The sequence below is a fragment of the Celeribacter naphthalenivorans genome (assembly GCF_020524585.1).
GTDB lineage: Bacteria > Pseudomonadota > Alphaproteobacteria > Rhodobacterales > Rhodobacteraceae > Celeribacter > Celeribacter naphthalenivorans.
Genome location: NZ_JAIVLK010000003.1, coordinates 42,019 through 65,746, shown reverse-complemented (window position 1 = coordinate 65,746; position 23,728 = coordinate 42,019). Strand labels below are relative to the sequence as shown.

The following is a 23,728-nucleotide window of genomic DNA, read 5'->3' as shown; positions in this document are numbered from 1 at the left end:
CTATGCCTGATGTCGAGTTTCAGAACCCTCGAGGTCTCGATGTTGCGCAAGAATTGCGGTCTTTTTTGTCTCCTTTTGCTCTGGCCTTTTGCGCTGGGGGCTGAGCCTTTGTCGCTTTTGCGGCCCAGTGGGCAGGGCTGGGATTTGGAACGCCAGCCGCTTATCGCAACCGCACCGCAGCCTTTGGTGAACGCCTCGCTGGGCGGGGCCACGGCCATGGGGCCAAGTCTCTTTGCCGGGCGCGCCGAGGGCAGTTTTTTCGAACCTCTGCCGCCACGTCCCGAAGCGCGGGCCAAGATTCGCACCCTGTCGCGTGCGCCTGCCGATATTGCCCTGATCCGCGCCATGATCGGACGCGCCGAAAGTCCGCGTGATGGCTATGACGCCGTGCAACACGGGGCAAAACGCAAGCCGGGCAAGAAGCCGTCGCAGATGTCGCTGGGCGAGATTTTCAAATGGATCGACGACACGCCGGGCCAGCCGCACGCCATCGGCTATTATCAATTCATCCCCTCGACTTTGGGGCGTCTTGTGAACGAATTAGATCTGGGGCCGGAGGTGATTTTCACCCCGGCGGTGCAGGACCAACTCGCGAATATCTTGCTGGCGGATGCGGGGATTTACGAGCTGCGTGCGGGGCAGATCACCCGGCATCAGTTCATGAACAATCTGGCCAAAATCTGGGCCGGTCTGCCGACCTCTTCGGGCAAATCGCACTACCACGGCTATGCCGGGAACAAGGCGACGGTGAGTTGGGCCGAGTTTGATCGGGAGATGGCCAAGGCTTTCCCGAGTTGAAAAGGGCGCTGAGGCGCCCTTTTGAGATCATTTAGGAGGCAGGCACGGATTTCGGTGCACCGGTTGCCATGTCGGTGCCGGTGTAGGCCTTGCCCGCGGCTTTCCAGGCGCCAAAGCCGCCTTCCATATGGGCCACCGGGCGAATGCCAGCAGCGGCACAGGCCGCGGCCACCTTGCCCGACCGGACGCCAGACCCACAGTGGAACACGATGCGTTTGCCCTCCTGCGACGGCAGCTTTTCGGCGGAGAAGAAGGACAGCGGCAAGAGGAGTGCGCCGGGGATATGCTCGAACGCATATTCCTGCGGCGTGCGCACGTCGATCAGCGTGATCTCATTGGCGTCAAAGGCTTTTGCCACCTCATCCACGGTCCATGTCTCAAAGCTCAGCCCATCTACGGTTTCGGTTTTCATAGCGTTTCCTCTGCAGGTTTGTTTGTGAATGGACATATTCGAATAAGATGTATTTTAAAGTCATCTTTTCGTGACGCGCTCTTCTGTCTCGGCGCCACACACAAAGGCTAACATGAAAAAAAGCGCGCCGAAGCGCGCTTTTGATCCGTAGATTTCGCCAGAGCTTATTTGCAGGTCTTCGCCACAGCCTGCGCCAGAAGCGGCACCGTCTCTGCATTCAGCCCGGCGATGTTCATGCGCGAGTCGCCGACCATATAGATGCCGAAGTCCTCGCGGATTTTCAGCACCTCTTCCGAGGTCGCGCCGATGCGGGAGAACATGCCGCGGTGGCGGGCGATAAAGTCGAAACGATCCGAATTGGTCAGGCGCTTCAACTCGTCGGAGAGCTGTTGACGCAGGCCCAACATGCCCAGACGCACCTCTTCCAGCTCCGCCATCCAGTCGGCTTTGAGCGCCTCGTCGGTGAGGATCATCGTCACCAGACGCGCGCCGTGATCCGGCGGGAAGGAATAGTTCTGACGGTTCAAAAAGTTGAGCGTGCCTTGGGTCACCGGGGTCTGCTCGGCGGTCTCAGAGATCGCCATGAGGCAGCCGGTGCGCTCACGGTAGATGCCGAAGTTTTTCGAACAGCTTGAGGCGATCAGAAGCTCCGGCAGTTTGGAGGCCAAAAGACGGGTCGCCGCCGCGTCTTCTTCAAGCCCGTCACCAAAACCCTGATAGGCGATGTCCACCAGAGCGGTGGCGCCCTTCTCGGCGATCAGATCGGCCACGAGACCGTATTGCTCCAGCGTCAGGTTCGCGCCGGTCGGGTTGTGACAGCAGCCGTGCAGCAAAACCACATCACCGGCTTTCACCGCCTTGAGGCTCTCCATCATCGCGTCGAAATCGACGGTGCAGGAGGCCTCGTCGAAATAGGCATATTCGGCGTGGTTCAGCTTCATGAATTTGATGATCGACACATGGTTCGGCCAGGTCGGGTTCGAGGTCCAGATCGTGGTCTCCGGATCGACCAGTTTTGCCAGCTCAAGTGCTTGGCGCACAGCCCCCGTGCCACCCGGCGTCGCAATCGCGCCCACACGGGCGTGATCCACGCTGTCGCCCAGAACCAAGGACTTCATCGCCGCGCCAAAGGCCGGATCGCCGGAGAGCGCGGTGTATTTCTTGGTGGTCTCGACCTCCCAAAGCTGCTTTTCGGCCGCTTTGATCGCGCGCATCACCGGGGTTTCGCCCTCGGCATTTTTGTAGATGCCAACGCCCAGGTCGATCTTCGTGTCGCGCGGATCGTTTTGATACAGCGCCATCAGTTCGAGGATTTTATCCGCCGGTTGCGGTTTCAGATTGCTCAGCATTACGCGTCTCCAGTCGCGACTTTCAGGTCGCCATACATGCCCCATTCCGCCCAGGATCCGTCGTAAAGCGCGAAAGGCACGCCAAGACGGGTGAGCGCGAGGCCCAAGATTGCAGCACTCACCCCTGACCCACAGCTGGTGATGGCCGGTTTGTTCAAATCAACGCCAGCGGCCTCGAACACGGCGCGCAGCTCGTCGGTGGATTTCATCGTGCCATCGGGGTTCAACACCTCGCCAAAGGGCACGTTTCGGGAATTTGGAATGTGACCGGAGGCCAGACCGGCACGCGGCTCAGGCGCCTCACCCCGGAAGCGTTCGCGCGAGCGCGCGTCGATGATCACGTGATCGCCCAGCTTGGCCGAGGCCGCAACCTGCGTCACGTCGCGCACCAGTTCGGGGCGCAGTTCGGTGATCATATGGCGGTCGCGAATGGTCGGCGGCTGATCGGTGACCGGGTGGCCTTCGGCCTTCCATTTCGGCAGACCGCCATCGAGAACGGCGACATTGTCCTGACCGAAATATTTGAACATCCACCATACGCGCGGCGCGGAGAACATGCCGGAGCTGTCATAGACCACCACCTGATGCCCGTCGCCAATGCCGAGCGCCCGCATGCGGGACATGAATTTCTCGACGGGCGGCAACATATGCGGCAAATCGGAGCGCAGGTCGGCGACCTCGTCGATGTCGACAAACCGCGCGCCGGGAATATGTTCGCGCTCATACTCATCGAGACAATCGCGCTCCTCCGCCGGCATGTACCAACTGGCGTCGATGAGGCGAAGCTCCGGCGCTTTGAGGTGCTCGGCGAGCCAGTCGGTCGAGACGAGCGTTTTGGGATCGCTATAGGGCATGATCAGACCTTTGCTGAGCTTTCGGGTTCTGCCTTAGCCTTCTCTCAAGGCGCGTGCAAGCATCGCCCGCCGCACATGCGGCTTGCGGCGCAATAAAGTAACTGAGACGTGAAAATTCAACCGCCGTGGCGCAGAAGACGTTGTTTCTGGCGACCCCAGTCGCGCTTGGCCTCCGTCTGACGTTTGTCGACGGTTTTCTTGCCCTTGGCGATGCCGAGTTTGATTTTGATCCGGCCCTTATGGTTGAAATACATCACCAAAGGCACAAGCGTCATGCCCTCGCGCCCCGTCGCTTGCCAAAGCTTCGATAGCTCGCGACGCGACACCAAAAGCTTGCGTTTGCGGCGTTCCTCATGCGGGAACATCGCCTGCTCGTACGGCGCGATATAGGAATTGGTCAGCCACAGCTCGCCATTGTCCACCGACGCATAGCTTTCGGCGATGTTCGACTGGCCGGTGCGGAGCGATTTGACCTCGGAGCCGGTGAGCACGATCCCGCATTCAATGTCATCTTCGATGGCATAGTCGTAGCGGGCCCGCCGGTTTTCGGCGATGACCTTATAGTTCTTTTCTTCGGGCGTTTGTTTTTTCTTGGCCATGATGTGTGCTCAGATAGGTGTTTGCGGACGATCTGTCCACTGGCCCCGTGTCTGGAATCTTGGCAAAATATGCGGAAATCTCTTCGAGGCGCCTATGTTCATCCAGATTTTTGTCGGCTCAACCCTGATCCTCTTGTCGGTCTTTGTCGCCGCCTTGGGATTTCTGGTCATGGAGCTGACGCTTCAGCGGGCGCATGGTTGGCTGATCCGCGAACCGCATCGACCGAAGCTTGCGGTGGTGCTCTTTGGCGCGGTGATTGCGGTCTTGTGGATGATCACGGCGGGGGTCTGGATCTGGGCGATTGGGTTCCGTCTTTTGGGCCTGTTCGCGCATTTCGAAGAGGCTTTGTATTTCTCGCTCGTGGCCTTCACGACGCTTGGGTTTGGCGATTTGTTGCTGCCGGAGAATTGGCGTTTGCTCGGCGGGTTTGCCGCGACGAACGGGCTTTTGAACATCGGGATGATGACCGCGCTCTTGATGGAAGTGCTGCGCCATGTGCGGCGCAACCAATTGGAAAGTCGGCATTCGCGATGAAAAAAAGGGCCCCGAATGGAGCCCCTTCTCGACGTCGATTTGCGCGACCTTTAGAGCAGCCCGGCATGCTCCATGGCGGATTTGATCGCGGCCTTGGTGTCGTCGGACAGAGGCGTCAGCGGCAGGCGCACGTCATCGGAGCAAAGCCCCAGCAAGGACATCGCATATTTCGCACCGCACACGCCCGGCTCCATGAAAATCGCCAGATGCAGCGGCATCAGCTTGTCGGTGATTTTCAGAGCTTTCGCGTAGTCGCCAAGCGCGCAGGCGGCCTGCATTTCGGCGCAAAGCTTCGGCGCGACGTTGGCCGTCACAGAGATACAGCCGACACCGCCATGGGCGTTGAACCCGAGAGCGGTGGCGTCTTCGCCCGAAAGCTGACAGAACTCCGGCCCACAGGCCATGCGGGTTTTCGGCACGCGGGACAGATCGCCGGTGGCGTCTTTCACGCCCACGATGCGTGGCAGTTTCGACAGCTGCGCCATCGTGTCCGTGGTCATGTCGATCACCGAACGGCCCGGAATGTTGTAGATCACGATCGGCAATTCGGCGGCGTCATGCATCGCGGAGAAATGCGCGATCAGGCCTTTTTGCGTCGGCTTGTTGTAATAGGGCGTCACGACCAGCGCCGCATCCGCGCCCACCTTGGCCGCATGTTTGATCAGGCGAATGCCCTCTTGGGTGTTGTTCGACCCGGCACCGGCGATGACCGGCACACGACCGGCGGCGGTCTCCACCACGATCTCGATCACTTTTTCATGCTCGGCATGGCTGAGCGTCGGGCTTTCGCCGGTGGTGCCGACGGGAACGAGGCCCGCAGAGCCTTCTTCGATATGCCATTCGACCAGACGTTTGAGCGTATCGACATCCAGTTCGCCGTTCTTAAACGGCGTCACCAGTGCAGGAATGGATCCTTTGAACATCGTACGCTCCTTTTCGTTTGCTCGTTCGTCGTGATGAAAGGGGCGTGAGTCGCCCCTGAAAGTTCCGGCGGAAACTAGCCGCCTTCGCGCCCGTTCACAAGAATCTGTGTTGCCGCATATTTCGAAGCCGTTACTTTGGTCCACAAGACAAGAGCAGCTCTCATAAGAACAAGACCAGATCATGCCCAAAACGCCCTCCGCAAAAGCAGTGTATGCTTTTGTATTTGCTTTGCTTTCTCCATTTTCCATGGCCGCCTCTCCCGAATCGGATGCGCTGACGCGGGCCTATGAGGCGCGCGCTCAAGGCGACTGGGATCGGGCCCGTCAGGAGGCCCAAGGCGTCGGACGTGACATCATTGAATGGGATTACCTGCGGGCAGGCCGGGGCACATTCGAGGCCTATCGCGATTTCCTGAAACGCAATGCCGATTGGCCGGGGCTGCCGCTTTTGGCGGAAAAGGGCGAGGCGGTGATCCCCAACGATGCCGACCCAAAGGGAGTCGTCGACTATCTGACCGCCTATCCGCCGCAAACCGGGCGCGGCGCGCTGCGACTGATCTCGGCCTATGAGGCGCTGAACATGTCGGCGGATGCGCAGGCGCAGGCGGTGCTGACTTGGAACACCCTGCCGATGGGGGCAGACGAAGAGGCTCTTTTGCTGTCGCGTTATGGATCGATCCTGACGAAGCACCATGTGGCGCGCGCCGAGATGCTTTTGTGGCGAGAGCGCTTCGATGCGGCCTTGCGGATGGTGCCGAACCTGCCGACCGGCTGGGACAAACTCATCGTGGCCGCGCGTAAACTGGTCAAGGACGAGGCGGGCGTCGATGAGGCGATCACCGCGGTGCCTGCCGCCTTGGCGGATCATCCGATTCTGGCCCATGCGCGGTTCGAATGGCGCGTGCGGCGCGGGCGCAACGAAGATGCCACCACGCTTTTGCTGCAGCATTCCACCGCTGAGGGTTTGGGCGAACCGGTCGAATGGGGCAACCGGCGCCGGATGCTGGCGCGGCAGATGATGCGCGATGGCAAGGGCAAGATCGCCTATTCTGTCGCCTCGCGCCATGGCTTGACGCCCGAACAGGATCACTACGCCGATCTCGAATGGCTGTCGGGCTATATCGCGCTGCGCTATCTCGATGACGCCGGGCTGGCTTTGGACCATTTCAATCGCTTTCGCATGGCCGTCGGCACGCCGATCTCATTGGGTCGCGCAGGCTATTGGGAGGGCCGCGCGCTTGAGGCCATGGGGGCGCGCGACGATGCCGCGTCGGCCTATGCCTTTGGTGCGCAATTCCAGACGGCCTTTTACGGGTTGTTGTCGGCTGAAAAAATCGGCCTGCCTCTGGACCCGGCGCTGACCGGCGAAATGCGGTTCGCGGATTATAAACAGGCGAGCTTTATGAGCTCTTCGGTTCTGAAGGCTGCGCTCGTGTTGGAAGAGGCCGGAGAGACGCCACTTGCCGCGCGGTTCCTGCGGCATCTGGGGGAAAGCCTGAGCCCGCAAGAGCTTGGGCAGCTGGGCGATTTGGCGTTGGATCATGATCCTTATCTGGCCGTGTTGGTGGCGAAATTCGCCGCCGATCAGGGCATCGTGTTGAACCGGGCGTACTACCCGCTGCACGCTTTGGCGGAGGCTGATCTTCCGGTGGAGCCGGAGTTGGCCATGGCGATTGCCCGCCGCGAAAGTGAATTCTATCCGATGGCGCAGTCGCATGTCGGTGCGCGCGGCCTGATGCAGCTCATGCCGCGCACGGGGGAGGCGATGGCGGAGAAGGTCGGGATTGAAAACTATTCCGACAGCTTGCTGTTCGATCCGATCGTCAACACGCGGTTGGGCTCGGCCTATCTGGCGCAATTGATCGAAGAGTTTGGCAACAATATCCCGCTGGTGTCTGTGGGCTATAATGCCGGTCCGACGCGCGCGCGGGACTGGATCAAACGCTACGGCGATCCGCGCACGGGTGAAGTGGATCCCGTCGATTGGATCGAGCATCTGCCGTTTCGCGAGACCCAGAACTACGTCATGCGCGTCGCGGAGAGTATTCCTGTCTATCGAGCGCGACTGCACGGTAAAACCGGGCCGGTTCATATGATGGACATGCTGTCAGGGCGCTGATGTCTCGGGTCATTGGGGGAAAAGGCGTGTGTCGTTAACGCGCCATGACCCGTGAGCGCCGGGCCAGTTGTTGGGCGCGCAGGAATGTGAACACCCCGGCGCCGACGACGATGATGGCCCCGATCACCACATTGGCCCGGATCACATCGCCGAATACGAAGACGCCCAGCACGGCGGCAAAGGGCAGTTGCAGATAGGCAAAGGGCTGAATTGCCGAGGCCTCGGACAGCTCATAGGCTTTGATCAACATGTAATGCCCGGCAATGCCCGTCATGCACAACAGCCCCATCCAGAGCCAATCTGAGGGCAGCATTGGTTCCCAATGCCACACGCCGACCAAAGAGGTCACCACCATCCCGGCGATCCCTGTGTAGAAGAAGGTGACATTCGCGCCGTCGAAGCGGGAGACATAGCGATTGAGTAGGCCGTATAGGGCGAAGCCAAACGCCGCCGTGAAGGCGATCAGGGCATCAAAAGAGAAAACCCCACTCCCAGGGCGGATGATGATGATCACGCCGACAAAGCCGACCGCAACCATGGCCCAACGCCGCCAACCGATGCGCTCGCCAAGGATCGGACCGGACAGGGCGGTGATCAAAAGAGGGTAGGCCGCAAAGATCGCAGGGGCGTCAACCAACCCCATGCGCACGAAGGCGGTGATCATGATTAAGACTTCAATGGCCAAAAGGGCGCCACGAAAGAATTGCAGTTTGGGTCGTTGGGAGCGTAGCGCCTTGGCAATCCCGCCTTGGCGCATCGACAGAGCCACGACGAAAGCGGCAAAGGCCCAATAGCGGATCATCACGATCATGAAGACATTGTAGCTGTCGGCCAGATGTCGCGAGATGCCATCCTGCATCGCAAAGATGAAGGTGGCGCCGATCATCAGGAGAGTGCCAAGTGTGGCGTTGTCGCGGCTCATGATGTGATGCCCCCTTTGGTCCCACGGCTCATGTGGCGTTTGCGGCCAAAACCGGGGATGCGTTCGACCGTGAACCCGGCGGCGGTGAGTTTTTGTCGCACATGGCCCGCAGCCGTATAGGTCGCGAATGTGCCGCCCGTCGCAGTGTGCCGCCCGACCTCAAGCATCAGCTCTTCGCCCCATAGCTCTGGGTTCTTTGCAGGCGAAAACCCGTCGAGGAACCAAGCGTCAGCTTGACCGTCCCAAGCGGCAAGTGTCTCGCGGGCGTCACCGATTTTTACATCCACCTCGATCTGCCCCAGTTGGAACTGTCGCAAGCCTTGCGCCCAGGCGTCGAGAAACGGGCCGGCAATGGCGGCGGCTTCGGGAAAGGCGTCGAGCGCCGTGCGGATGTCGGCGGTCTCCATCGGGAAGGCCTCAAACGAGGTGAAGCGCAGCACGCCGGGCCCGTCCCACATCAGCGCCAAAGCCAACATGTTGAGCCCGGTGCCAAACCCCAGCTCAGCCACATGAAACCCGTCCCGCAACCGTACAGGCAAATCGTTGCCCGACAGGAAAACATGCCGCGTTTCCTCCAACCCGTTGCCGAGCGAGAAATAAGGGTCGTCGAATTGCGTCGAAACGGGGATTTGCCCGTCGCGCCATTCGATGTGCGCGGCTTGAGGGGCCGTCTGTGGGGCGGTCTGGTCGTTGGTCATGGGATGGCTTATGAGAGGGCGGGTTCGGCAGACCATGCTTTGGGCCGGGATCACTTGCAACGGGTAAAAGCGCATATGGGCAGAGCAGAAATCACGATCTATGGCGCAGGCGCCTTTGGGCTGTCCTGTGGCTATGAGGCGGCGAAGCGCGGCGCAAAGGTGCGGGTGATCGATCCTTACGGTGTCGGACATGGCTCGTCCGGTGGGATCGTCGGCGCGCTGGCGCCGCACACGCCGGAGCGTTGGAATGCCAAGAAAGAGTTCCAGTTTCAGAGCCTGATCATGGCGCGTACGCACTGGCCGGAGGTCGAGGCGACCGGGGGCGTGTCGTCCGGGTATGGCAATCTGGGACGGGTGCAGGCCATCAAAGATGAACGTCAGTTGCAACTGGCCCGCGAGCGCGAAGATCAGGCGAAGGACTTGTGGCAGGGCCAAGCCGACTGGCGCGTGGTGACACAGGGCGAGACGGGCTATTGGGCGCCGCTCAGCCCGACTGGCTATCTCATCCACGACACGCTTTCCGCTCGGCTGAACCCGTGGCGGGCGTGTCAGGCGCTGGCCGCCGCGATCACGGCGCTGGGCGGGGAAGTGGTGACCGAGGGGCCGGAAGAGGGCGCGGTGATCCATGCTTCCGGTTGGTGGGGTCTTAAGGCACTGAATGAGGCCTTTGGCAAAGAGGTCGGCAATGGCGTGAAAGGACAGGCGATCCTGCTCGATCTGTCGTTGCCCGAGGCGCCGCAGCTTTATGGTGAAAGCCTGCATGTCATTCCGCATGCGGATGGCACGACGGCGATCGGATCGACGTCTGAGCGCGAGTTTGAGGACCCGGAGACGACCGACCAATGCGACGCGCTTTTGGAACGGGCGATTGCGGCGGTGCCGATGCTGGCGGAGGCAAAAGAGATTCGGCGCTGGGCCGGGGTGCGTCCGCGCGCCAAATCCCGTGCGCCGATGCTGGGCGCTTGGCCGGAGCGTGCCGGTCATTTCATCGCAAATGGCGGGTTCAAGATCGGCTACGGCATGGCGCCGCTCGCCGCACAGGTTTTGATTGACCTCGTGCTGGAGGGCCGCGACGCTATTCCTGAGGATTTCCGCGTGGAGGCGAGTCTATGAAAGTGACCTCTCTCGATCATCTCGTGCTGACCGTGGCCGATATTTCGGCGACCGTGGCGTTTTACACCGAAGCACTGGGGGTGGAGGTCGAGACCTTTCATCCCGCCGATGGCACGACGCGCCATGCGCTCACATTCGGGGCGCAGAAGATCAACCTGCATCAGCTCGGGAGCGAGTTCGAGCCGAAAGCGGCGCATGTGCAGGCCGGATCGGGAGACCTGTGTTTCCTGACCGATATGCCTGTCGCCGATTGGATGCGGCATCTTGAGGGCAAAGGTCTTGGGGTCGAAGAAGGCCCGGTCAGCCGCACGGGCGCAACGGGGCCTTTGCTGTCGATCTACCTGCGCGATCCGGACGGCAATCTGATCGAAGTCTCAAACCGCCTTTGAGGCCACCTCGCGCAACGCGGTCATCAGCTTTTCAAGCCCCGCAATCGTGCGCTCATTGATAAGCTGCCCCTGTTCGTCGAAGGCGTTTGAACTGTCCGCGACCAAGACCTCCGGGGCCTGCAGGATATGGGCGTTGAAGGGCGTCATCGCCCAGCGGAGCGAATATTGCGATCGCTCTCCACCCGCGCGCCCCCCTGCCGCTGACATGATCGCGACGGGTTTGTGAACCCAAGGCTTTAGACCCGTGCGGCTGATCCAGTCGAGCGCGTTTTTCAACAGGCCGGGGATCATCTTGTTATATTCGGGCGTCGAGATCACCACGGCATCGGCGTCTCGGATCTGCTCCGCCAATGCGGTGACCTCGGGCGGCATGCCAAGGGCCTCCAGATCGGCGTCGTACAGCGGCAGGCGCAGATCAGCGCAGGTGAAATCACAGGGGCCGAACAGGCGCACGGCCTCATGCATGAGCTTGGTGTTGGTCGATTGCGCCCGCAAGGCGCCGGAGATGCCGAGAAGCTTCAATGTCATGATGGCTCTTAGAAAAACAGGTGAACGAACAAAGGCGCGACAAGGGCGGTGAGGATGGCGTTCAATACCATGCCGATGCCCGCGAAAGCCCCCGCCGTGCCGTGGACCTGAAAGGCCCGCGCGGTGCCGATGCCATGGGCGGCCACGCCGGTGGCAAAGCCGCGCCCGCGATAATCGCGAATGCGCAGGGCGTTGAGCAAAGGCGTGGTCACCACCGCACCGATCACCCCGGTGATCAGCACCAGCGCCACGGTGAGCGTCGGCAGGCCGCCGATGGCCTCCGACACACCGATGGCGACGGGAGAGGTCGCGGCCTTGGGCACCAAGGAGAGCAACAACTCACCGCGCAGCCCGCAGGCGTACCCAATCGCGACCGCCGAGGCCATGGAGACGGTGCCGCCCACGACCAAAGCGGCCAGCATAGGGACGGCGGCGGCTTTGACGCGCTGCCAGTTCTGCCAAAGCGGCACGGCGAGGGCGACGGTGGCCGGTCCCAACATGAAATGCACGAACTGTGCGCCCTCGAAATAGGTCGCGTAGCTGGTGCCGGTGAGTTTCAGCAGAGCGGAGAGCAGGATCATCGAGATCAGAACGGGGTTCACCACGGGCTTGTTGCCCGACAGGTTGAAACAGCCCAGCCCGATCAGATAGGCGAAAAGCGTGACGGTCAGCCACAACAGCGGCCCTTCGGAGAGGTAGCTCCAGATGTTGAGAATCTCGTTCATTCCGGGGTTTCGTCGGGGACGCCTCTCAAACGGTTGACATATTTGAAGGTCAAGGCCCCCGCCGCGATGGACAGCACGGTGGAACCGACAAGGGCGGCGGCCAGAGGCAGGCCGATGTCGGAGATCTGATCGAGATATTGCACCACGCCGACACCCGCAGGCACGAAGAGCAACGACAGATGCGAGAGAAACCCTGTGGCAGTTTTCTCGATGGCGTGGCCGATACGGGGTTGTAACAACAAAAGCACGGCCAAGAGGATCATGCCGATCACCGGGCCGGGGAGGTTCAGGGACAGCGTCCGGGCGAGAATTTCGCCGATGAGCTGAAAGCCTAGAAAAAGTCCGAAATGAAAGATCATGCCGCTGCCATACCTCGTTTTGTCGCTTTGAGGCCTTAGGCCACGAGGGACGATTTTACTCTGCAGAGGTCTGGCCGCAAGCGCAGATAGGGCAAGATAGTGCGCGCCACGCAGAGAGCGTGACGCGCGCGGAGAGGTGTGAGCGGTTTTGATTATTCCGCAGGCACAGCTTCGGCGCTTGTGCGGCTAAAATGCTGGGCGTTGAGACGGACCACCAGGGCGATCATGGCGACTTGGAACGCAATTGCGATGGCGGTGATCGCCCAATAGGTGACGCCGAACTTGGCAATCACACCGGCTTGCACCAGACCCGAATTCACGAAGAACTGGATCAGCACGGAGAGAGCGACCCCCGGACAGACGAGCGCATAAGACCCCGCCGAGGTCTTCGCTCCAAAGACGAAATCCTTGAAATAGCCCTGACGTTTCAACACCACGAGGCCGAGGCCCAGAAAGACGACCTGAAGCGACAACATGCGGGCGAGGAACATCATCGTGCTGGCCGGATCGGAATGGCCGTCAAAGGTGTGCAACCCATGGTTTTGCCGCATGAAGAGGATCGAGAGGATCGTCACAATCGGGATCACGATCAAAAGCGTCGGACCGGATTCTTCGTGTGTGCCGTAATGCAGCATGGAGTTGAACGCTGTGGTCAGCGCCACGAGGGAATAGACCAAAGCGGCGACGGCAAAGAAGGTCGAGAGCACGAGGGCGGTCGCGACCACCCAAGGCACATGCGACATGGCGGCAGGGGCGGCAAAGCCGACGCCGACCATGGAGAGTGCGAAAGCGGGCAGCATCTGGGCGAAGGAATTGTGCGAAGTCATATCGAACACGCCGCCTTTGGACAAAACGCGGCCCAGAAAATCACCGATGATCGACAGGGCGATCCAGCCGATGATGCCAAAAGCGATTATCGCGAAGGGAAAGAGGTATTCCACGATGCTCCAGAGGTTCGGCACGAACACCAGCCCCGCGATGAACAGCCCGTTCACCGACATGGCGAGTGCCAAAGGCATCGCCAAAAGCGTGGATTCGGCGTTGGAATTGCGCAACTGCGTGTAGCTCTCGGTTTTCTTCAGCGCCGCATATCGGCTCAGGTTCCAGAACAGCAGTTTGAGGTTGAGAAAGACGAAGACGGCAATGCCTGCGATGGCCACCGCAAGGCCGAGACGCATCGGCAGGCTGCCGGTGCCCCATGCCGCCAGAATGTCCTCGAACACCGGAACGGGACGCCCCGGATGCGGCACCCAGAACATCAGATACATAAAGAAGGTGACAGAGAGGCCACCCGCGCCCAAAGAGGCGAGGAAATACGTGGGCACGTAATGATCGGCCGCGCGTGAAGGTTTCATGTCAGGTCTCCTAATCATATTCGATTTGGCGAATGTAATTGAGGGGAAGCCTATATCCTTGACACAGGTCAAAACGTCGCGTGACACCAGTTCCATGGACGCTTGGCAGGTTTTGTAGCATCGCCGAAGCGTTCAAACAGAGCGGCGTTTCGATTTTATGTGATAGATCAGGTTAAAGTCGAAACGCTTTGGGGAATGAGCGGGCCTGTCTTTTGAGCCAACTGCTCTTTTCGTACCGAATCGTTTAGGACGAGGCAGTTCTTAAAATCTGTTCGGGGGGACAATGAAACTGGCGCGCATCACCACCTACCCAGTGAAAAGTCTGACCGGCACGGATCACGCCGCCGTCAAGGTCGAGGCTTTTGGGATCGCTGGCGACCGACGCTGGGCCGTGGTCTATCCGAACGGCAGGGTGGCGACACGGCGTGAATTGCCCCATATGGCGCATTTGAATGCCGTGGATACGGCGACCGGCGTCTCGATTTCCTTCGAGGGCAGCCGTCTCGATGTGCCCTATCCAAGCGGCGCCTCCGTGTCTGTCCGCGTTTTTTCGACCCAGGTGGACGATGTCGAGGACGCCGGCAATTACGCCTCGCATTTCCTGTCTTCCGCACTCGAGCGCGAGGTGCGTCTGGTCTATTTCCCCGATCATGCGCGCCGTCCGGTGGATCGCATCTATGCGCCTGACGGTCACTACACCGCCCTCTCCGATGGCTTTCCGCTGTTGTTGACGACGCAGGCCTCTTTGGCTGAGCTGAACGCAGAATTGGCCTCGCCGGTCGAAATGCGCCGCTTCCGCCCCAATGTCGTGATCGCGGGCGACATCGAACCCTGGAGCGAGGACACGTGGCGCGTGCTGCGTATCGGATCGACCGTATTGCGGATCGTCAAACCCTGTGACCGCTGCGTGATGATAACCCAAGACCCGCAGTCCGGTGAGCAAACGCATCCGCATGAGCCCTTGGCCACATTGCGCCGCATTCACCGATCCGTGTCGGGCAAGATCATCTTCGGTCAGAACATGGTCGTCGAGGAAGAGGGCAATATGGTGCTGGGCGATGAGGTCGAGGTGCTCGAAACCGGGCCGTCCAACCTGCTCGATCCCAAACGCGGTGGGATGCAGTCCTTTTAGCTGACGAAGTTGCGCGCCTGAGAGGGCCGGGATCGGAGTGGTGTTAACATTTGGTTAACCAAGCTCGCGCAATCTCGTGTCATGAAACATCTTGTGCCTCTTGCCGCTCTCTCTCTCATGCTGCCCGCCTGCTTGGCCGACAGCCCTGCGCTGGGCTACTCACGCGCGGCGTTTTCCACCGTAGAACTCGGCGGCAACAGCTACCGCGTCTACACCGAAGAGACCCGCAATTGCGTCGAGATTCATCGCGTCAATGCCGTCTTCCCGCCACCCTCGCGCAGGCTGATCCTGATGCAAATGGAAACCGCCGCGATGCAGGTCTCCCAGTGCAAGCTCAAGAAAGGCACCTTCATCGGCGATCAGGCGATGTCGAAAGCCCAGTTGGATTGTTCCGATGGACAGGGCGCCAAGGATTGGGTGCCGGGCACCTGCAACACCATGCCTTGGCGTTGACGATGGCTAAAGCACTTTGCGAAAGGTGATTGAGGTCGGGCGATCAAAGCCCGGATGCGCTGTGCGGGCGACCTCTTCAAAACCGAGTTTCCGAAAAACGTCATGGTTTTCCGTCAGCTCGACCCGGGTTTCCAACTCGAGACACGCCAAGCCCATATCCTTTGCGCGCGTTTCCGCGAGGACGACCAGATCGCGCGCCAGCCCTTGCCCACGAAACGTCTCCGCAACCGCCAGCTTGCCGATATAAAGCCGGTCGGGTCGTGGCGTCAGAAGGACACAAGCCCGCAACGGATTCCCGATGCCCCAAAGCTCTTTGCTGCGCGCATCCTCACACAGGCTCTCGAAGGTCATGAGATGCATCGAGGAGGGGGGGGCGATACGCCCCGTCATGCCGGCAAACGCTGAACGGATCAGGGCCAGCGCCTCTGCGACGCGGGCATCCTTGGAGTTTAGCTGCTCTGCGATCATATGTCCCTCCAGATATCGATTTCGCCGCGATGGGGCGATCTGGTATGAAATCATGCGCTTGCCCAGGCCGCGATTTCAAGGCATCACAAGGATCAACTCTCATGAGGTATGTCGATGGATTATTCGAAAATGGGCGGCGCGAAAAAGCCCTCCGCAGCGCCGAAACATGGTGAACACAAACGTCAGGCGCCGGGCGGGAAAGCCGCGCCGAAGGCGGAACTTTTGGCCCGGATGAAAGCCGCAGCAGCTAAGAAGACGGAGAAGTAAGCCTCTCCGTGTAAGCACTCTGCGTCATGTAAATGCGATATTTTGTGGATAACTTCCCGGTTTTCCCCATATCTCGCGTGTTCGCCGTTGACACATGCCCGCCCCTCCCAAAGACTTTTCCTCTATAGGAATCAGAAAAGAGTTTTCGTTTGCGTTTCACCCGTCTGCGTCTCAATGGCTTCAAAAGCTTTGTGGACCCCACCGATCTTGTGATCGCGGATGGGCTGACGGGCGTTGTCGGCCCGAACGGCTGTGGCAAATCGAATCTCTTGGAGGCGTTGCGCTGGGTGATGGGCGAAAACCGCCCCAAGGCGATGCGGGGCGCGGGCATGGAAGACGTGATCTTCGCTGGTGCTTCGACGCGTCCTGCGCGCAATTTCGCCGAAGTCTGCCTGATGATCGACAACTCGGAGCGCCTCGCGCCCGCGGGGTTCAACGACAGCGACTCGGTCGAGATCATCCGCCGCATCACCCGCGATGCGGGCTCCGCCTATAAGGTGAATGCGAAAGACGTGCGGGCGCGCGACGTCTCGATGCTTTTTGCTGACGCCTCCACCGGTGCGCATTCGCCGGCGCTGGTGCGTCAGGGGCAAATCTCCGAGCTGATCAACGCCAAACCGAAAGCGCGTCGCCGCATTCTCGAGGAAGCTGCCGGGATTTCAGGGCTCTATCAACGCCGTCACGAGGCGGAGTTGAAACTCAAGGGCGCGGAAACCAACCTCGCGCGTGTCGATGACGTGATCGAACAGCTCGCCAGTCAATTGGCCTCGCTCGCCCGTCAGGCCCGTCAGGCCGCGCGCTATCGTGAGATCGGCACGGAGCTGCGCCATGCTGAGGGGCTTTTGCACTATCGTCGTTGGCGCGATGCCGATTTGGCGCGGGCCGAAGCAGAGGATGTGCTGCGCACCCGGCTGAAACAGGCGTCTGAGGCGGAGCGCCTTGCCCGCGATGCCGCGAAACAGCGTGAAAAACTCGAAGAGGCCCTGCCGCCCCTGCGCGAGGAGGAGGCCATCGCGGCGGCTGTTTTGCAACGTCTCACAGTGTCACGTGATCAGCTGTCTGACGAGGAACGCCGCGCTCGCGAAATGATCGAAACCCTGTCGCGCCGCATCGACCAACTGGTAGCCGACATGGCACGCGAGGAACAGCTCAACAAGGATGCGGGCGAGACGATTTCGCGTCTGGAATGGGAACAACGCGAGCTGATCAAAGCCGCCGAAGGTCATGAACCGAAACTGTTGGACGCTTCTGCAGAGGCCTCGGAAGCCAGCCAGATTTTGGCGGACCGCGAAACCACGCTGACCGAAATGACCGAAGACGTCGCCCGTCTTGCGGCGCGGCATCAATCGGCGACACGTCTGGTCGAGGACAACCGCAAGACGCTGGACCGCGCACGTGGCGAGGCGGACCGGGCGCGAGGCGCGGTTGAGACGGCGCGCGAAACGCTGGCGCAATCTGCCGAAGCTTTGGAAGAGGCCGAAGCAGGACAGGAAGAGGCTGTGGCGCGCACCGAAGAGGCCGAGGCGATGCTGATCGAGGCCGACGAGGCCCGCACCGAGGCGCAATCGCGCGAGGCGCTGGCCCGTGCGGCCCGCTCCGAGGCCGAGGGTGAGGTCGGGGCGCTGAAGGCCGAAGTTGCGGCTTTGGCGAAGATGCTCGACCGCGACCAGATCGGCGGCGCGCAGCTTTTGGATTTGGTGAAAGTCAAATCAGGATATGAAAAAGCGCTCGGTGCGGCGCTTTCTGACGATTTAAGACAGCCTTCGATTGAAAGCTATCAGGCCTCCGGTTGGGTCACCTTGCCGGACTACCCGGACGATCAGGACCTGCCCAACGGGGTCGAGGCGCTTGAGGACTACGTCACTGCACCGCCGGTTCTTGGCCGTCGCCTGGCGCAGATCGGATTGGTGCGTGCGGAAGATGGCGCGCGGTTGCAGGCCGATCTCGAACCGGGGCAACGGTTGGTCTCTATCGAAGGCGACATGTGGCGTTGGGATGGCTACCGCGCGGGCGCCGAAGATGCGCCCTCGGCGGCAGCGCTGCGGTTGCAACAGCTCAACCGGCTCGAAGACCTGAAACAGGAACTCGTCGCGGCAGAGGCCAAAGCGGGCGGCGCGGCTCAGGCGCATGAGCATCTCAAAACGGAATTGACCCGCCTGACCGAGGCGGATCGCATGGCGCGCGAGGCGCGTCGCGACGCGGATCGCGCGATGTCCGAGGCGGCACGGATGCTGTCGAAGGTCGAGAATGAAAAGACATTGGCAGAGGGTAAGGTTGAGAACCTCGGCCTCGCCGTGGCGCGTCACGAGGAAGAGGCGCGGGGGGCGGAGCAGCGTCTGCGCGAGGCGGAAAAAACCGTGAAGGACCTGCCGGATTTGCAGGCGGCGCGCTCGGACATCGAAGAGGTGAAGCTGGCGGTTGAGGCCGCGCGGATCACCATGATGACCAAGCGGTCGTCGCATGATGAAATTCGCCGCGAAGGCGAAGCGCGGACGCGTCGTTCGCAGGAAGTCACCAAGGAATTGTCCGGCTGGCGGCACCGTCTTGAGACCGCGGGCAAACGGATCGCCGAGCTTCAGGATCGCAAGGAAGCGACCGAAGAAGAGCTGTACGAGGCCGCCGCCCAGCCCGAGGAAATCGCCGAAAAGCGCGAGGCCTTGATGGCGCAGATCGAGGAGGCGGAGCATCGTCGCAAACGCGCGTCGGATGGGTTGGCTCTGGCCGAAGAGGGACTGCGCGAGGCGGTGCATGCGGAGCGTGAGGCGGAGCGTTTGGCGTCTGAGGCGCGTGAAACGCGGGCTGCGTCAGAGGCCCGTCGCGATGCGGCGAAAGAGACCGTCGAGGCGGCGCTTGAGCGGATCCGCGAAGAGTTGGAAACGACGCCCGCGAAGTTGCTGGAAGAGCTCGACATCGACCCGGAGAAAATCCCCTCGCATGAGGTGATCGAGGTCGATGTGAACCGGCTGAAACGGTTGCGCGATAGCCTGGGCGCAGTGAACCTTCGGGCCGAGGAAGATGCGAAAGAGGTGCGTGAGGAACACGATACCCTTTTGAAAGAAAAGCAGGATTTGGAAGAGGCGATCAAGACGCTGCGCTCCGGGATTGCCTCTTTGAACCGTGAGGGGCGGGAGCGTTTGCTGACGGCCTTCGAGCAGGTGAACAGCAACTTCTCCATGCTCTTCACCCACCTGTTTGGCGGTGGTGAAGCGCGGCTCATGATGGTCGAAAGCGACGATCCTCTGGAGGCCGGGCTTGAGATCATGTGTCAGCCGCCGGGCAAGAAATTGTCGACGCTGTCGCTCTTGTCGGGGGGCGAACAGACGCTCACCGCGCTGGCGCTGATCTTTGCGGTCTTCATGGCGAACCCGGCGCCGATCTGTGTGCTGGACGAGGTCGACGCGCCGCTGGACGACGCCAACGTGACGCGGTTTTGTGACATGCTCGACGAGATGACCCAGCGGACGGATACGCGGTTTTTGGTGATCACCCACCACGCCGTGACCATGGCCCGCATGGACCGCCTGTTTGGCGTGACCATGCAGGAACAAGGTGTGTCGCAGCTGGTGTCCGTGGATCTGAAAAAGGCCGAGGCGCTGGTGGCCTAACCGGCCTTAGGCGTCGAAATCCTTGATCGAGGCTTCGGCCTCGCCGTTGATCCAATAGCCCGCCGCCTTCAGCCATTGCAGCGGGTGGCCCATGTCGAGAACAGCCTCGCGCAATTGCTTGGCGATCCCGGCCTCGGTGGCGATCCAGACAAAAGTGTTCGGCGTCAACGCGATCTGCGGCAGGGCGTCCAAGAAGGGCTGAGCCTCGGTCGCCTGATCCATCGGACGATGTACCCAATGGGTGGTCACATCGGCTGCACTTTCGATGACTTGTTCATCTTCGCTGCCCGGCACGGCGGCGATCATCGTGACCTTCACACCTGCGGGCAGTTCTTCGAGTTTGCGACCCATGGCGGGGAGGGCGGTTTCGTCGCCGATCAGCACCCAATGGGCAATCTCGCCTTCGATCACGCGCGAGCCACGCGGGCCACCGATCTGAACCGTGTCGCCGGCTTTCACATCGCGTGCCCAGCTTGCCGCCGGACCTTCGCCGTGATCGGCGAAGTCGATGATAAGCTCTTGGGCTTCGGTGTCGAACCGGCGCGGGGTGTAATCGCGTTTCGCCGAGTCTCCGTCCGTGGGAATAATCATTTTGAGGTGATCGTCGAACGAACCGCTGGCGAAATCCGCCAGATCGGCCCCGCTCAATGTGATGCGGATCATATGCGGGGTCAGGCGTTCGGTGCTGGCCACGGTGAGGTCGCGGAATTTCAGCTCATGCCGCATGCGGCGGATGGTGGGGGCAGTCATGGCTCTTCACTTTCACTGGTTATTCTGATGTTTGCGCAAAACAAACTATTTTACTCAGAAAATGCAAGCCCTGCCATAACACAGGACCTGTGCATCTCGGACCACTGCCCCCGAAACCCCTTGTTTTATAGGCGTGACAACAGAGCAGGTGTCGGCCAGGCATCCGCAGGCAGGCCCAGTTTTTCCTGAACGCTTTGCACCGCCTCGCGGGTTTTCTCGCCCAGAATGCCGTCCACGCCGCCCACATCGTAGCCCATGTTCACGAGCTTTTGTTGCAGCTGCTTCATCTGTGCGCCCGAAAGCCCGGCATCCGGGTTGCCCGCATTATAGACCGGCGCACCTTCGAGACGGGTGGCGAAATAGGCCGCAGTCGTCACATAGACAAAGCTCTTGTTCCACTCGAACAGGACCTCGAAATTCGGATAGGCGAGGAAGGCCGGACCATTGCGCCCCATCGGCAAAAGCACCGAGGCCTGAAGATTGCCGTTCTGGAACGACCCGCTGCGAGGTTTGACGCCGAGGCGTTCCCAGTCGCGCACGGACATCTTGTGATTCAGGCCCGTTGTCGACCAGTCGAGGGTCGAGGGCAGGGTGATTTCCTGCAACCACGGTTCATTCGCGCGCCAGCCCAGATGCCGCAGCATTTTCGCACCGGACATGAGCGCATCCGGGGCGGAGGTTTTGAGCCGGACATGACCATCGCCGTCGCCGTCGACACCGTTTTCAAGGATGTCTTTCGGCAGCATCTGCACCATGCCGATCTCACCGGCCCAGGCGCCCTGCGTGGTCGCCGGATCGAAATCGCCATGCTCGAACAGGGTGAGGGCTGCGAAGACCTGCGGCTGGAACAACTCGGGGCGGCGACAATCGTGGCTCAGGGTCATCAGCGCGTTCAGCGTGTTGAAATTGCCCTGCACCTGACCGTAATCGGTCTCCAGCGCCCAAAAGGCCAAAAGCACGCCGCGCGAGACGCCATAGTCACGCTCGATCCGGTCGAAAACGCTTTTGTACTTCGAAGCATTGGCGGCGCCGTTCTGAATCCGGTTTTGGCTGATCAGAGCGCGGGAAAAGTCGATGAATGTCTTTTGAAACACGCCCTGCGCGCGGTCGGCCTTGATGACAGCGGGGTCGTGGCGCACGGAGGCAAAGAACCGGTCGACATTGGCCTGTGCATGGCCTTGTCTCACGGCGGATTGCTTCATCTGATTGACAAAGCTTGAGAAATTTCCGCCACAGGAGACATCCGCAACAGCGGGGGAGGCGAGGGAGAGGGCGAGCACGAGGCCGAGAGAACGCATGAAGACACCTTTTAAAGTCATATTTTGGGGCAAGATAGCGGGGCTGAGCGTGTCAGGCAAATGACAGGAAAGCGAGGCAGAACAAAACCATGGACCATGCCCGCCAGAGCTGGACGCAGGCGGCGTCAATGTCCCCGACGGTGGCCTCGCGGCCATAGCGATTGACCCATGGGTAGTCACGCAGTTCGCCATGATAGGCGCGGGGGCCGGAGAGGGCGATACCAAGTTTGCGCGACAGGGCGGCCTCGGGCCAACCGGCGTTGGGGGAACGATGTCGGCGGGCATCGACATAGAATTCTTGCCAGAGCGAAAGCTTTGCCTCGTGTGATCCATGCATGTTCCGCCAGGGAAACAGCAAAAGCGCGGTGAGGCGGGCAGGGATCAGATTGAGCACATCGTCCAACCGCGCGGCGGCCCAGCCAAAATCCCTGTACCGCTCGGTGCGATAGCCGATCATGCTGTCGGCGGTGTTGGTGATTTTATAGACCAGAATGCCGGGCAGACCGAACAACAGAAACCAGAAGGCGGGCGCGATCACACCGTCGGAGAAATTCTCCGCCGCAGATTCAATAGCGCCGCGCGCAACGGCGGGGGTGTCCATCTCGGAGGTGTCCCGCCCGACGATCATCGACACGGCATGACGTCCCGCTTCAAGCGAGGTTTCGAGCCCGCGTGCGACCGCCTTAACGTGATCGACCAGCGACCTCTGGGCGAGAAGAATGGCGCCGAGCACAATCTCGACCAACGGGATATGGCGCAGCACACTCCCAAGAGCGGCAGCGCCGATCACCAAAGCCGTCATCACAAGAATGCCCTTGGCTTTGCGTCGGGCGCCTTGATTGAACCGCCGATCAGCCCAGCCGATCAATCGCCCCATCAGGACGGCCGGATGCGGCATCCGATCCCAAAGCCATTTCGGTTCCCCGAAAATCGCGTCGAGTGCCAGAGCGAGAAAGAGCGCGGCGGCAGTGTTCACAACGCCGCCTCCAGCAGATCCCACTTGTCCTCTGGCGGCAGACCAAGACGCAGCCAAGTGTCGGAATAGGGGAAGATGCGCGACCAGACGTGACCCTTGGCCAATCTGTTCTGAAAGGCGCGGGCATCCGGGGTCTCATAGAGACGAAAGAGAGTGGTGCCGCCAATAGGCTTTGCATCCTTATGGATCATATGGTGATCTAATTTTTCTATATCATGTTTTAATTTGATATTCATTGCTGCGGCCCATCCGGGCTCATTCAGAGCCGCCGTTCCAATAGAGAGCGCCGGGCCGGACACCGCCCAAGGGCCGATCAGGCTGGAAAGACGGTCGATCAGCTCCGGCGCGCCGATGGCAAACCCGAGGCGCAGACCGGCCAGCCCCCAAAACTTGCCAAAGCTCTTGAGGACAATGGTGCGACCATCGGAAACGCGCTCGATCAGGCTCTCCTCCGGCATCACATCGCCAAAGCTTTCGTCGATGATCACATAGGGCGCGGTCAATTCCTCGTGCCGCCAAAGCCGCCCGTCGGGGTTGTTCGGGTGAACGACCACCTGCACATCTGCGGACGGGTTGGATTGGTGAGAGACCTGCCAGCCATGTGCATCGAAAGCGCCGGCATGTTCGTTATAGGTCGGGGTTTGAACCTCGACCTGCCCAACGGGCCAAAGCGCGGGCAAGCGTGCGATGAGACTTGAGGCGCCGGGCGCGGCAAGGATGGCGGCACCACGCGGCACGTTCCAGAAGCTGCGCGCGGCCTGGATCAGGGCGTCCTGAGCCGCGGCATCCGGCAATGCGGACCATGCGCCTTGCGGAATCTCGCCGATGGGATAGGGGGTCGGGTTGATGCCGGTTGAGAGGTCGATCCAATCGGCTTTCTCGCCGCCATATCGGGCGACAGCGGCATCCAAACCCCCACCATGATCGCGATGTTTGCTCATAGGCCCTCCCGATGGGGGCGCTTGAGCTGCCCCTTTGGCATGTGTTTCGGCGGGCTTGTCAGAGAGTGCAAGTTAAAATCTTAGCTTTTCTGGAGCGAGGAGCGACTCCGACGCGATTGACCACCAAGTTAAAGGTCCGTTACTTTGACCTATCGAATCC

Annotated in this window: 25 protein-coding genes; 9 read left to right on the top strand and 16 right to left on the bottom strand. The window is 60.7% G+C overall.

Annotation, left to right across the window (positions count from 1 at the left end):
• Positions 1-9: 9 nt before the first annotated feature.
• Positions 10-798, top strand: a complete 789-nt coding sequence (locus tag LC094_RS06920; RefSeq protein ID WP_226551099.1) for a lysozyme family protein — start codon at positions 10-12, stop codon at positions 796-798.
• A gap of 31 nt (positions 799-829) precedes the next feature.
• Here LC094_RS06920 and LC094_RS06915 read toward each other — a convergent pair whose 3' ends face one another.
• The 4 genes from LC094_RS06915 to smpB form a co-directional block, all read right to left on the bottom strand.
• Positions 830-1,210: a rhodanese-like domain-containing protein gene (locus LC094_RS06915; RefSeq protein ID WP_226551097.1), complete on the bottom strand. Its 381-nt coding sequence runs from the start codon at positions 1,208-1,210 to the stop codon at positions 830-832.
• 164 nt (positions 1,211-1,374) lie between these two features.
• Positions 1,375-2,559: an amino acid aminotransferase gene (locus tag LC094_RS06910; RefSeq protein ID WP_226551096.1), complete on the bottom strand. Its 1,185-nt coding sequence runs from the start codon at positions 2,557-2,559 to the stop codon at positions 1,375-1,377.
• Positions 2,559-3,413 (bottom strand): 3-mercaptopyruvate sulfurtransferase, encoded by an 855-nt coding sequence (gene sseA / locus LC094_RS06905; protein WP_226551095.1) that lies wholly within the window; start codon positions 3,411-3,413, stop codon positions 2,559-2,561. The genes LC094_RS06910 and sseA overlap by 1 nt, the downstream gene beginning before the upstream one ends.
• Positions 3,414-3,529: 116 nt before the next feature.
• On the bottom strand, positions 3,530-4,012 hold the full coding sequence (gene smpB, locus LC094_RS06900) for an SsrA-binding protein SmpB (protein WP_226551094.1): 483 nt from the start codon (positions 4,010-4,012) through the stop codon (positions 3,530-3,532).
• A gap of 94 nt (positions 4,013-4,106) precedes the next feature.
• On the opposite strand from smpB, the gene LC094_RS06895 reads away from it, so the two are divergent.
• Positions 4,107-4,547 carry an ion channel gene (locus LC094_RS06895; RefSeq protein ID WP_226551093.1) on the top strand — a complete coding sequence of 147 codons (441 nt, stop codon included), beginning with the start codon at positions 4,107-4,109 and terminating at the stop codon, positions 4,545-4,547.
• A gap of 50 nt (positions 4,548-4,597) precedes the next feature.
• On the opposite strand, the gene dapA is transcribed toward LC094_RS06895, so the two are convergent.
• A complete protein-coding gene (dapA, locus tag LC094_RS06890; RefSeq protein ID WP_226551092.1) occupies positions 4,598-5,470 on the bottom strand; it encodes a 4-hydroxy-tetrahydrodipicolinate synthase in 873 nt (290 codons plus the stop codon).
• Positions 5,471-5,651: 181 nt separating this feature from the next.
• Between dapA and LC094_RS06885 the strand changes: the two genes are divergently transcribed.
• Positions 5,652-7,589, top strand: coding sequence for a lytic transglycosylase domain-containing protein (locus LC094_RS06885; protein WP_226551091.1), 1,938 nt, complete (start codon positions 5,652-5,654; stop codon positions 7,587-7,589).
• A gap of 34 nt (positions 7,590-7,623) precedes the next feature.
• Here LC094_RS06885 and LC094_RS06880 read toward each other — a convergent pair whose 3' ends face one another.
• Positions 7,624-8,511 (bottom strand): DMT family transporter, encoded by an 888-nt coding sequence (locus tag LC094_RS06880; protein WP_226551090.1) that lies wholly within the window; start codon positions 8,509-8,511, stop codon positions 7,624-7,626.
• Positions 8,508-9,209: a tRNA (5-methylaminomethyl-2-thiouridine)(34)-methyltransferase MnmD gene (mnmD, locus tag LC094_RS06875; protein WP_226551088.1), complete on the bottom strand. Its 702-nt coding sequence runs from the start codon at positions 9,207-9,209 to the stop codon at positions 8,508-8,510. Before mnmD ends, LC094_RS06880 begins: the two co-directional genes overlap by 4 nt.
• Before the next feature lie 75 nt (positions 9,210-9,284).
• Between mnmD and LC094_RS06870 the strand changes: the two genes are divergently transcribed.
• Positions 9,285-10,322: an NAD(P)/FAD-dependent oxidoreductase gene (locus tag LC094_RS06870; RefSeq protein ID WP_226551087.1), complete on the top strand. Its 1,038-nt coding sequence runs from the start codon at positions 9,285-9,287 to the stop codon at positions 10,320-10,322.
• Positions 10,319-10,711: a VOC family protein gene (locus LC094_RS06865; protein ID WP_226551086.1), complete on the top strand. Its 393-nt coding sequence runs from the start codon at positions 10,319-10,321 to the stop codon at positions 10,709-10,711. The genes LC094_RS06870 and LC094_RS06865 overlap by 4 nt, the downstream gene beginning before the upstream one ends.
• Here LC094_RS06865 and LC094_RS06860 read toward each other — a convergent pair.
• The 4 genes from LC094_RS06860 to LC094_RS06845 form a co-directional block, all read right to left on the bottom strand.
• Positions 10,697-11,239 (bottom strand): NADPH-dependent FMN reductase, encoded by a 543-nt coding sequence (locus tag LC094_RS06860; RefSeq protein ID WP_226551085.1) that lies wholly within the window; start codon positions 11,237-11,239, stop codon positions 10,697-10,699. The two genes, LC094_RS06865 and LC094_RS06860, sit on opposite strands and share 15 nt — an antisense overlap.
• 8 nt (positions 11,240-11,247) lie before the next feature.
• The gene (locus LC094_RS06855; protein ID WP_226551084.1) at positions 11,248-11,964 is read right to left on the bottom strand and encodes an LrgB family protein; all 717 of its coding nucleotides are present in this window, start codon (positions 11,962-11,964) and stop codon (positions 11,248-11,250) included.
• Positions 11,961-12,323 carry a CidA/LrgA family protein gene (locus tag LC094_RS06850; protein ID WP_226551083.1) on the bottom strand — a complete coding sequence of 121 codons (363 nt, stop codon included), beginning with the start codon at positions 12,321-12,323 and terminating at the stop codon, positions 11,961-11,963. Before LC094_RS06850 ends, LC094_RS06855 begins: the two co-directional genes overlap by 4 nt.
• Positions 12,324-12,475: 152 nt before the next feature.
• Positions 12,476-13,678 carry a TsoY family (seleno)protein gene (locus LC094_RS06845; RefSeq protein ID WP_226551082.1) on the bottom strand — a complete coding sequence of 401 codons (1,203 nt, stop codon included), beginning with the start codon at positions 13,676-13,678 and terminating at the stop codon, positions 12,476-12,478.
• Between the two features lie 283 nt (positions 13,679-13,961).
• Here LC094_RS06845 and LC094_RS06840 point away from each other — a divergent pair, with 283 nt between their 5' ends.
• Together LC094_RS06840 and LC094_RS06835 are read left to right on the top strand one after the other, a co-directional pair.
• Entirely contained in the window at positions 13,962-14,810 is an 849-nt protein-coding gene (locus LC094_RS06840) for an MOSC domain-containing protein (RefSeq protein WP_226551081.1), read from the top strand.
• A gap of 81 nt (positions 14,811-14,891) precedes the next feature.
• A complete protein-coding gene (locus LC094_RS06835; protein ID WP_226551080.1) occupies positions 14,892-15,263 on the top strand; it encodes a hypothetical protein in 372 nt (123 codons plus the stop codon).
• A gap of 6 nt (positions 15,264-15,269) precedes the next feature.
• Here the strand turns inward: LC094_RS06835 and LC094_RS06830 are convergent, their stop codons facing one another.
• Positions 15,270-15,731, bottom strand: coding sequence for a GNAT family N-acetyltransferase (locus tag LC094_RS06830; protein WP_226551079.1), 462 nt, complete (start codon positions 15,729-15,731; stop codon positions 15,270-15,272).
• A 114-nt stretch (positions 15,732-15,845) separates the two neighbouring features.
• Between LC094_RS06830 and LC094_RS06825 the strand changes: the two genes are divergently transcribed.
• Together LC094_RS06825 and smc are read left to right on the top strand one after the other, a co-directional pair.
• The gene (locus LC094_RS06825) at positions 15,846-15,998 is read left to right on the top strand and encodes a hypothetical protein (RefSeq protein WP_226551078.1); all 153 of its coding nucleotides are present in this window, start codon (positions 15,846-15,848) and stop codon (positions 15,996-15,998) included.
• Positions 15,999-16,147: 149 nt separating this feature from the next.
• Positions 16,148-19,603 carry a chromosome segregation protein SMC gene (gene smc, locus LC094_RS06820; protein ID WP_226551077.1) on the top strand — a complete coding sequence of 1,152 codons (3,456 nt, stop codon included), beginning with the start codon at positions 16,148-16,150 and terminating at the stop codon, positions 19,601-19,603.
• A gap of 6 nt (positions 19,604-19,609) precedes the next feature.
• On the opposite strand, the gene LC094_RS06815 is transcribed toward smc, so the two are convergent.
• From LC094_RS06815 to LC094_RS06800, 4 genes are all read right to left on the bottom strand, one after another.
• On the bottom strand, positions 19,610-20,353 hold the full coding sequence (locus LC094_RS06815; protein ID WP_226551076.1) for a siderophore-interacting protein: 744 nt from the start codon (positions 20,351-20,353) through the stop codon (positions 19,610-19,612).
• 125 nt (positions 20,354-20,478) lie between these two features.
• On the bottom strand, positions 20,479-21,651 hold the full coding sequence (locus LC094_RS06810; RefSeq protein WP_226551074.1) for a lytic murein transglycosylase: 1,173 nt from the start codon (positions 21,649-21,651) through the stop codon (positions 20,479-20,481).
• A gap of 52 nt (positions 21,652-21,703) precedes the next feature.
• Positions 21,704-22,627 carry an adenosylcobinamide-phosphate synthase CbiB gene (cbiB, locus tag LC094_RS06805; RefSeq protein WP_226551072.1) on the bottom strand — a complete coding sequence of 308 codons (924 nt, stop codon included), beginning with the start codon at positions 22,625-22,627 and terminating at the stop codon, positions 21,704-21,706.
• Positions 22,624-23,568, bottom strand: a complete 945-nt coding sequence (locus LC094_RS06800; RefSeq protein ID WP_226551071.1) for a threonine-phosphate decarboxylase — start codon at positions 23,566-23,568, stop codon at positions 22,624-22,626. Before LC094_RS06800 ends, cbiB begins: the two co-directional genes overlap by 4 nt.
• Positions 23,569-23,728 lie beyond the last annotated feature (160 nt).